The following is a 9,000-nucleotide window of genomic DNA, read 5'->3' as shown; positions in this document are numbered from 1 at the left end:
GCGGCGGGCCGGCCGGAACGCACGACGGGCGGGCCCCGGTGATCCCGGGCCCGCCCGTCGGCCGTCCTGGACGGCGTCAGTCGTCCGGGTCCTCGTCGTCGTAGACCTCGCTCACGTCGAACCGGCAGATCAACAGCTGCGGGTCGGCGTGCTCGAAGGGTTCGGGCAGCCACTCGCCCGGCTCGGTCGGCTCGGTGGCCGCGACCCAGAGCGTCGAGTCGGCCTCCTCCAGGCCGAACTCCTCGCTGCGGGCGGCGATCTCGTCGGGCTCGTACTCGCCGAACAGCACGCCGATCGCGGCGTTCACCCCGCCCGCTCCGGCTCCGCCCGGGGTCAGCGACTCGTCCAGCCGCTCGGCCTGGGCACGCAGTCGCTCGGGGTCGACGACGTGGTAGTCGCGGCGGATCAACACGCTGATCGCCTCGGGCTGTTCGGGGCCGTGGTACCCGCCGGGGCCCTCGTCCCCGGGGATCTCGAAGGGCGTCACCTCGTCGTAGGCCTCGTACAGGAGCTGGTCGTAGGCGATGGCCGCCGTGGCGAGCTGCTCGTAGGCGGCGGAAACGGCGGGATCATCGGCTGCGTTGGGGCTTGACACCGCTTCCAGATGACGATCGATGGCGGCCTTGACCGCCTCAGCGGCGGCGCGTACCTCGGCAATGGTGGGCTGCGCGGCATCAGACATGGTGCAGACGCTATCTCCCCGCGGTGTCGGTACGCACAGCGGTTGTCACCTCCACCCGCGTTTTCACCGCAACTTCCCCCCTGATGTCCGATCCGTGCCACTTCGTCCCCACGCGGCACCGGCGCGAAACGGGCGCGGAGGGCGCGCACCGGACTCGACGGGGCCGTCCGGGTGCGGCTTCGCGCGCCGGGATCGGGGTATCCCTTCCCCAGTGGCAACAGGACTGATGCGCTGTCAGCCGGCGGCCCGGGTCATGCCTCTTCCGGCCGCCGCCTCCGCGCGGGAGGGGCGGCCGGAAATACCCGGGCCGACCGTCCGGGGCAGGCCGTAGGCTTGCCCGAAGGTGATCCCCAGGAGGAGCGTTTTGACCCCACGGAAGCCGGTCCGGCAGCCGGAGTACGAGTACCAGTCCCTGCGCATGCCGCGCGGCACCACGCGCAACGCGGCGCGCCAACTGCTCACCGAGCACGCCGAGTACGGGCACTGGGAGCTCGACCGACTCAAGCTGTTCCCCGACGGCAGCCGGACGGTCCGGCTGAAGCGGCGGATCATCCGGCAGGTCCGGAGCTGGTGACGGGCGGGGCACCGGCGCCCCGGGCGGGCCTCGCGTCGAGCCTCCGCGCGCCCGCGGCCGCCCGTTCGCCCGGCGGCCGCGGGTGGGTCGTTCCCGCTACGGGTGCGCGCGCGTCCGGTTCAGCGCGCGCCCCCGTCCCCGGTCGGCCGGGTCAGCGGACTCCGGCCCGGGCCCGGCGGTAGAGCACGCCACCGCCGAGCATCAGCGCGAGGCCGGCGGCACCGAGCAGCTCGACGCCGCCCGCGCCGGTGGAGGCCAGCTGGGCGGTCGGGGCGACCGTGGCGGCCTTGACGGCCTTGGCGGGTGCCACGACGGCCTGCTCGGCCGCGACGGGCGGGACGCTGTTGCGCGCGACGCTCGTCACCTCCTCGGAGGAGACCTTCGGCGGGGTCGGGCAGGCCTCCACGCAGCCCTCGACCGGCTTCGGGGTGGGCTTCGGAGCGACCTTGGCCACGTTCACGCAGTCGTTGCCGAAGGCCGGGTTGCCGACGCCGACCACGTTGACCGAGTTGCCGCAGGCGTTGACCGGGACGTCCACCGGCGCCTGGACGCTGTTGCCGGAGAGCACGCCCGGCGAGTTGGCGGCGACGCCCGAGGCACTCGCGCCCGGCACGGTGGCGCCCGGCACGGTGGCACCCGGCACGGTGGCACCCGGCACGGTGGCACCCGGCACGGTGGCACCCGGGACCGCGGCACCCGGGACCTTGGCACCCTGGCTGCCGCCGGTGCCGGAACCGTCGACGCCGCCCACGCCGTCGGCGGGACGGCTGCCGTCGGAGTGACCGCCGCCGGTGACGCCCGAGCCGCCGGGCAGGCCGTGCTGGACGGGCTTGGACGCCGGGTGACCCCCGCCGCCGTTGACGTTGGCGCAGTGGTTGCCGTAGGACGGGTTCAGCAAGCCGATCACGTCGACCGTATTGCCGCAGGCATTGATCGGCACCTGGATCGGCACCTGGACCGAGTTGCCCGAGACGACGCCGGACGAACCGACGGCACCCCCCTGCGCCTCGGCTCCTCCCGCATAGGCGTAGCCGGCGGCCGAGGCCAGCACACTGCCCGTGGCCACCGCCGTGAGGATCCCCTTCTTGGCTACATTCCTCATTTTTTCCCCTGACATTTCGAGACGACGTGTCGACCTTGACGTGAACCTTTAAAAAGTCGGAATTTCCGTATATCCGTAAATCGCGCAAGGGCTTCGGCTGCACACGAGTTAACGAGAGGCGAACGGGGAGGTTGAGCCGAACGAATCGGCTTCACCCGATCGAGCGATCGTGTCGGACCTCGTGTATCCGGCGGCCGCCGGGCCCGGAGCGGGTCCGGCCCGCACCGGACCGCCGGGAACGCGAACGCCCCCGGCGCGGCGCGTCCGCCGCCCGGGGGCCGGTTGCGAATCGGCTCAACAGGCCTCGACGGCCCGGAGGTCGACTCAGACGTTGGCGCAGTGGTTGCCGAACGCCGGGTTCAGCACGCCGATGACGCTGATGGTGTTGCCGCAGAGGTTGACCGGGACGTGCACCGGAACCTGGATCTGGTTGCCCGAGAGGACACCCGGGGAGCCGGCGGCCACACCCTCGGCACCGGCGTGAGCGGACGCGACACCGGCGGCGGCGAGCACCAGACCACCGGTGGCGGCGGCGACAGCGGCGATCTTCTTGACCTTCATCATTCCTCCTGTATGGACAACGCAACCCGTTCGGCGGGCTGCACAGGGATGAACGACGCTGCGGCAAACGGGGTACGGAACGGATCTCCCATTCACCCGCAACGGTGAGGTCTCGCACACATGATCAGCTTGGAGTTTCCGGCAGAATCGCTTCTGCCGATCTTCCTTTCCCCATCCCACAATCATCAGCTCCGACAATGCGCTCGGCCCGCCCCCGGGCATTCCGGGAACGGGCCGACCCAGTCGCCTGATCAGGGGCTTCAGCAGGCGTCGATGAACCGGTCCAGCACCCGGGCACCGAACTTCAGGCCGTCCACCGGCACCCGCTCGTCCACACCGTGGAACATCCCGGCGAAGTCCAGCTCCGGCGGCAGCTGGAGCGGCGCGAAGCCGAAGCAGCGGATGCCGAGGTCCTGGAACGACTTGGCGTCCGTCCCGCCCGACAGGCAGTACGGCACCGCGCGGGCGATCGGGTCCTCGGCGCGCAGCGCGGTCTGCATCGCCTCCACCAGGGCGCCGTCGAAGCCGGTCTCGATCGCCTTGTCCGAGTGCAGGCTCTCGCGCTTCACGCGCGGGCCGAGCACGCTGTCCAGCTCGGCCAGGAACTCCTCCTCGTAGCCGGGCAGGAAGCGCCCGTCCACGTGCGCGGTGGCCTGACCGGGGATCACGTTCACCTTGTAGCCGGCGCCGAGCATGGTCGGCTGGGCGGTGTTGCGCAGCGTGGTGCCGATCATCTTGGCGATGCCGCCGAGCACCCGCAGCGTCTCGTCCATGTTCTCCGGGTCCAGCTCGACCCCGAGCGCGTCCGACAGCTCGTCCAGGAAGGCCCGGACGGTCTTGGTGATCCGCAGCGGGAACTGGTGCCGGCCGAGCCGGGCGACCGCCTCGCACAGCTCGGTGATCGCGTTGTCGTCGTTCTCCATCGAGCCGTGGCCGGCCCGGCCCTCGACCGTCAGGCGCATCCAGTGCATGCCCTTCTCGGCCGTCTCCACCAGGTAGAGGCGGACCTGGTCGTTGACCGTGAAGGAGAAGCCGCCGACCTCGCCGATCGCCTCGGTCACGCCCTCGAACAGCCCCGGGTGCTTGTCCACCAGGAAGCGCGCCCCGTAGGTGCCGCCGGCCTCCTCGTCGGCGAGGAAGGCCAGCACGATGTCGCGCGGGGGCTTGCGCCCGGTGCGCAGCCGGTCGCGGACGACCGCCAGGGTCATCGCGTCCATGTCCTTCATGTCGACCGCGCCGCGCCCCCAGACGCAGCCGTCCGCGATCTCGCCGCCGAACGGGTCGTGGGTCCAGTCCGCGGCGTTGGCCGGCACCACGTCGGTGTGGCCGTGGATCAGCAGGCCCGGACGGGAGCGGTCCTCGCCCTCGATCCGGACCACCGTCGACGCCCGGCCCTTGGCGGACTCGAAGATCTTCGGTTCGAGCCCGAACTCGGCGAGCTGCTCGGCCACGTACTCGGCCGCCTTCCGCTCCCCCGGGCCGGAGCCGTCCCCGTAGTTGCTGGTGTCGATCCGGATCAGATCGCGACAGATCTCGGCGACCTCGGACTCAGCCGTCACCTTCGGTGCCGCCGACTCGCTCCGCTCGCTCACGGTCACTCCTCGTCTTGGGCCCGCACCGACGCACCAGCGCGCCACCCCCAGGACCTGCACCCGGGCCGTACGAGCACGTCCGCCCATCCTCCCCCAGCCCCGGATCCCGATCCACCCCCCGCGCACTCCCGAAACCCCCTGGTCACGCCCCCGCCACACGCCACCCCTTGCGACCGCCACCGGTCGTACCGGCCGGCCCGGAATCGTTTTGGGACCCCAAGCCGATCTTTGCTACAGTTACATCTGTCAGCGCGACGGACGAGAGGTCGGAAGCCGCGAGGACGACACCTGGTCCGGGTGGCGGAATGGCAGACGCGCTAGCTTGAGGTGCTAGTGCCCTTTATCGGGCGTGGGGGTTCAAGTCCCCCCTCGGACACCGAAGAAAGGCCCCAGTTGATCTGGGGCCTTTTTGCTTTTCGGCCACGGCTCTCCGCCGTGAAGCGACCGGCCGGACGCCCGTACGCCGGATGCCCGGCCGGTGGGTACCGGCCGGGCATCCGGATGGGCCTGGCCCGACGGGACGGTGTCGGGGTCACGCCCAAAACGGCGGGATTCGGTCAGCCCTGGCTGGCGGCGGGGGCGGCGGCAGCCGGAGCCTCGGCCGCCGGAGCGGCAGCGGCCGGGGCAACCTCGGTCGCCGGGACGGCAGCGGGAGCAACCTCAGTCGCCGGGACGGCGGCCGGGGCAACCTCAGTCGCCGGGACGGCGGCCGGGGCAACCTCAGTCGCCGGGACGGCGGCCGGGGCAACCTCAGTCGCCGGGACGGCAGCGGGAGCAACCTCGGCCGCCGGGACGGCAGCGGGAGCAACCTCGGCCGCCGGGACGGCAGCAGGGGCAACCTCAGTCGCCGGGACGGCAGCGGGAGCAACCTCAGTCGCCGGGGCAGCAGCGGGAGCCTCGGCCGCGGGAGCAGCAGCCTCGGCCGCCGGGGCGGCGGCGGGGGCGACGTCCTCGTCGTTGAAGGTGGCACCCGCACCCGTGAAGGAGCCGGTGACGCCCTCGTCTTCCGCAATGATCCAGAAGCTGGCGTGCGAGACACCGTCGTGGCCGACGTGGGACTCGACCGCCGCGAGGGCGGCGGCGTCCTCGTTGGCAGTGAAGAAGCCCTTGCCGTAGTTCGCGTCGATGCCTTCGTGGGCCGAGGCCAGGCCGGCGCAGCCGAGCACGAGCGGGACGGTGAGGGCGCCGACAGCCACGACTCGCTTGAGAGCACGCATGAAAATCTCCTCCACGGAGTTTCTGGGTTGAGTGGCGGTGCCGTTCAGCCCCGCCGCGATTCAGAGAGCCACGCCCCGGATCCCGCCGCAACCGGCACCGCGACCCGTCCGGCCTCACGTCCCGTCAGAATCGCCGCCCCCACCAGCGGAAATACCGTTCGTATGCCTATCTGACAGGATCAGTCGGCTGGAGCACTCTGCGTCACTCCGCGCCACCCTCCGTCGTCGCCGGGCCCCTGCCGCGGACCGCCCCTGCGGAGCCACCCCTCGACGGAGTCATCATGCGAACGGCTCGATACAACGGCCCGCCGTACGGGAACAGTTGGCCGGGACCTCCGAGCCCGCGGAACGGCGGGAGCGCCGCTTCGGGCACAGGCGAACCCCCCCGGAGTTCGCGGGAACTCCGGGGGGATTCGCCACCTATGTCACTCACTGTCACCCGTGGTTCCAGGTGGCACTCGAACCCGTGAAGGAGCCGGAGACGCCGTTGTCGTCCGCCCAGATCCAGAAGTCGATGTGCGAGACGCCGTCGGGACCGACGGAGGACTCGGAACCGGCGACACCGGCACCGCTCTGATTGGCGATGAACTGACCCTTGCCCCAGCTCGCGTCCAGGCCGTCGTGGGCCGAGGCCAGGCCGGCGCAGCCGAGCACGAGCGGGACGGCGAGGGAACCGACGGCCAGGACACGCTTGAGAGCACGCATGAAGGTCTCCTCCACGGAGTTTCCGGTTGAGGTGGCGACACCGATCGGCCCGCCCCGACTCAGGGAGCCACGCGCCACATCCCGCCGCAACCGACACGGTGCCCACTCCGGCCGACGTGGCCTCTGACTCGCCGCAGTGACCAGCGGATACACATATCGGACGACTGCCGTGGGGGTCATTCGACCGGAGCAGGCCCACGACACTCCAACGGCCCCGCCCGACCCATGGCACAGGACACTCCCCCGGCGGCCCGACGCCGACCGGCTCCCGCCGAGCACGCCTCCGGCTTCCGCCGAAGTCTCGTCCACTGCGGCCGAGTTGGCGGGTCGCCGCCCCTTGACAGGATTCCCGCGAAGTGCAGAATAACTTCATTATGAAGCAGGTAAATAAATCATTGGAGTCGTCGGCCGGTCCGCTGGGGCGGGATGCCGAGGGCCGGCTCTACGACAGCAGGGTGCGGACGGCCATGGGCGCGTTCACCAAGGGCGGGGACACCCTGGCACTGGAGGCCGCGGCCGCAGCGCGGTCGGCGTTCCACGCGGTGGAGAAGCTGCGGGCGCACGGATCGCAGGGACGGGGGTTGAGCGCGGGGGCGCTGGATGTGCTGGTGCGGCTCGGGGCCGCGGGTGAAGCGGGAGAAGCGGGAGAAGCGGGAGAAGCGGGGCTGACCGTGGGCGAGTTGGCCCGGGCCGGCGGGGTGAGCGCGCGCAACGCGACCGGCCTGGTGGACACCCTGGAGCGGGAGGGGCTGGCCCGCCGCTCCCCCGACCCGAACGACCGGCGGGCGGTGCTGGTCACCGCGACGCCCGAAGGGCTGGCCTGGCTGGAGGAGTTCCGGGCGCCCACCGAGCGCGCGATGGCCGCCGTGTTCCGCGGCTTCAGCCCCGAGGAGATGGCCCAACTGCGACACCTGTGCCTGCGGTTGGTGGAGAACCAGCAGCAGATCGAGCAGTACCTGGGCGCGGTCGCGGACGGCCCGGGCCCGGACGTCAGCTGACCCCGGGGGCCTCCGCGCGGCCGGCCGGAGCGGCGCCCCGCTTCGACCGGCCGCGCAACCACTCCGCGGTGATCAAGGCCGCCACCGTGGACACGATCAGCAGCGGCATCGGGTCGGCCGCCTGGCCGCCGAGCAGGGGGCGCGGCCCCGAAGCCGGGCAGCGGCGCACAGGCCGTGCCGAGGGCCGTACCGAGCAGGAGCGCCGGGAAGATCGGGCCGCCGCGCAGGCTGCCGAGGGCGATCGACCAGCCGAGCCCCTTGAAGAGCACGAGGGCGAGCAGCGCGCCGACCGGCCAGTCGGCCGGATCGGCGGCGAGCACGCCCAGGGTGGCCTGCCCGGATCAGACCTGGCGGGCGTCGGCGCCCAGCGCGCTCTCGATGCCCTGGACCATCCGCCACAGCGGCGCGCGGCGGCTGGCGACCAGGACCACGACGTCGTCGGACTCGCCGTCGGCGGCCTCGCCCTGGCGCTCGCCCCAGGTGCCGGTGACGAAGGCCATCGCCGCGTCCACCTCGGCCACCCAGTCGCTCTCCCCGCCCGAGCGCAACCAGGTGCGCAGGGCGTGGTTGTGCGCGGAGACGACGGCCGCGGCGATCACGTCCGCACGCAGCGGCCCGTCGGGGCGGTCGGCGAAGCGGCCGCGCAGATAGGCGGCCAGGGTGTGCTCGTAGCGCCAGACCACGGACAGCTCGTACGCGCGCAGGCCGGGCACCTTGCGGGTCAGGCGGTAGCGCTGGACGGAGAAGGAGGGCTGCTCGGCGTACATCCGCAGGACCAGGCGGGCGGCGTCGCAGGCGTGCCTGACCGGGTCCTCCTCACCGGTGCCGGACTCCAGGAACTCCGTCATCTCGGCGAGGCTGCGCTCGTGGTCGGGGAAGACCACGTCCTCCTTGGCCGGGAAGTAGCGGAAGAAGGAGCGCCGGCCGACGCCGGCCAGCGAGACGATGTCGTCGACGGTCGTCTGTTCGAAGCCGCGCTCCAGGAAGAGCTCGAAGGCCGCGGCCACCAGCGCCTCGCGCATCGCCGGCTTCGAGGGCCCGTCATTCATGGACTGGTCCTGCTCTTCCTTCTCACTCATTCACCGGAACTTAGCATCGGGACGATGCCTCGGCACCGACGGCCGGGCGGCCGTCGGCCGACCCGCCGTCGGTGCACGTCGGGGTGGGGTTACGGGTGGGGTTACGGGAGGTTGCGGGCCATCACGATCCGCTGGACCTGGTTGGTGCCCTCGTAGATCTGCGTGATCTTCGCGTCCCGCATCATCCGCTCCACCGGATAGTCCCGGGTGTACCCGTACCCGCCCAGCAACTGCACCGCGTCCGTCGTGATCTCCATCGCCGCGTCCGACGCGAAACACTTCGCCGCCGCACCGAAGAACGTCAGATCCGCGTCCCCGCGCTGCGACTTCGCCGCCGCCGCGTACGTCAACTGCCGCGCCGCCTCCAGCTTCATCGCCATGTCCGCCAGCATGAACTGGACCCCCTGGAACTCCGCGATCGCCTTCCCGAACTGCCGGCGCTCCCGCACATACCCGTTCGCGTAGTCCAGCGCCCCCTGCGCGATCCCGA

General features: G+C 71.8%; 10 protein-coding genes and 1 tRNA gene. 3 read left to right on the top strand and 8 right to left on the bottom strand.

Features of this window, described 5'->3' with window-relative positions:
• Positions 1-76: 76 nt before the first annotated feature.
• Positions 77-682 carry a hypothetical protein gene (locus ACWGKU_RS39035; protein ID WP_380554277.1) on the bottom strand — a complete coding sequence of 202 codons (606 nt, stop codon included), beginning with the start codon at positions 680-682 and terminating at the stop codon, positions 77-79.
• 364 nt (positions 683-1,046) lie between these two features.
• On the opposite strand from ACWGKU_RS39035, the gene ACWGKU_RS39030 reads away from it, so the two are divergent.
• A complete protein-coding gene (locus ACWGKU_RS39030; protein ID WP_359901238.1) occupies positions 1,047-1,256 on the top strand; it encodes a DUF5703 family protein in 210 nt (69 codons plus the stop codon).
• 151 nt (positions 1,257-1,407) lie between these two features.
• Here ACWGKU_RS39030 and ACWGKU_RS39025 read toward each other — a convergent pair whose 3' ends face one another.
• The 3 genes from ACWGKU_RS39025 to ACWGKU_RS39015 form a co-directional block, all read right to left on the bottom strand.
• A complete protein-coding gene (locus tag ACWGKU_RS39025) occupies positions 1,408-2,322 on the bottom strand; it encodes a chaplin family protein (RefSeq protein ID WP_452181024.1) in 915 nt (304 codons plus the stop codon).
• 360 nt (positions 2,323-2,682) lie between these two features.
• On the bottom strand, positions 2,683-2,922 hold the full coding sequence (locus ACWGKU_RS39020; protein ID WP_359901243.1) for a chaplin: 240 nt from the start codon (positions 2,920-2,922) through the stop codon (positions 2,683-2,685).
• A gap of 257 nt (positions 2,923-3,179) precedes the next feature.
• Positions 3,180-4,511, bottom strand: coding sequence for a M20/M25/M40 family metallo-hydrolase (locus ACWGKU_RS39015; RefSeq protein WP_359901245.1), 1,332 nt, complete (start codon positions 4,509-4,511; stop codon positions 3,180-3,182).
• A gap of 291 nt (positions 4,512-4,802) precedes the next feature.
• On the opposite strand from ACWGKU_RS39015, the gene ACWGKU_RS39010 reads away from it, so the two are divergent.
• Positions 4,803-4,887 (top strand) — tRNA-Leu (locus ACWGKU_RS39010).
• A 181-nt stretch (positions 4,888-5,068) separates the two neighbouring features.
• On the opposite strand, the gene ACWGKU_RS39005 is transcribed toward ACWGKU_RS39010, so the two are convergent.
• Positions 5,069-5,728, bottom strand: a complete 660-nt coding sequence (locus tag ACWGKU_RS39005) for a hypothetical protein (RefSeq protein ID WP_452191782.1) — start codon at positions 5,726-5,728, stop codon at positions 5,069-5,071.
• Between the two features lie 435 nt (positions 5,729-6,163).
• Entirely contained in the window at positions 6,164-6,433 is a 270-nt protein-coding gene (locus tag ACWGKU_RS39000) for a hypothetical protein (protein WP_401053209.1), read from the bottom strand.
• A gap of 356 nt (positions 6,434-6,789) precedes the next feature.
• Here ACWGKU_RS39000 and ACWGKU_RS38995 point away from each other — a divergent pair, with 356 nt between their 5' ends.
• Positions 6,790-7,431 carry a MarR family winged helix-turn-helix transcriptional regulator gene (locus ACWGKU_RS38995; RefSeq protein WP_452181068.1) on the top strand — a complete coding sequence of 214 codons (642 nt, stop codon included), beginning with the start codon at positions 6,790-6,792 and terminating at the stop codon, positions 7,429-7,431.
• Positions 7,432-7,772: 341 nt separating this feature from the next.
• On the opposite strand, the gene ACWGKU_RS38990 is transcribed toward ACWGKU_RS38995, so the two are convergent.
• Both ACWGKU_RS38990 and ACWGKU_RS38985 read right to left on the bottom strand, forming a co-directional pair.
• On the bottom strand, positions 7,773-8,510 hold the full coding sequence (locus ACWGKU_RS38990; RefSeq protein ID WP_401053203.1) for a TetR family transcriptional regulator: 738 nt from the start codon (positions 8,508-8,510) through the stop codon (positions 7,773-7,775).
• A gap of 101 nt (positions 8,511-8,611) precedes the next feature.
• Positions 8,612-9,000, bottom strand: a 389-nt coding sequence (locus ACWGKU_RS38985) for an acyl-CoA dehydrogenase family protein (RefSeq protein ID WP_452179150.1), incomplete at its 5' end; no start/stop codon positions are given.

Source organism: Kitasatospora sp. NPDC054768, from assembly GCF_053612025.1.
The sequence above is the reverse complement of the archived record's forward strand: the minus strand, read 5'-3'. Positions and strand labels throughout refer to the sequence as shown.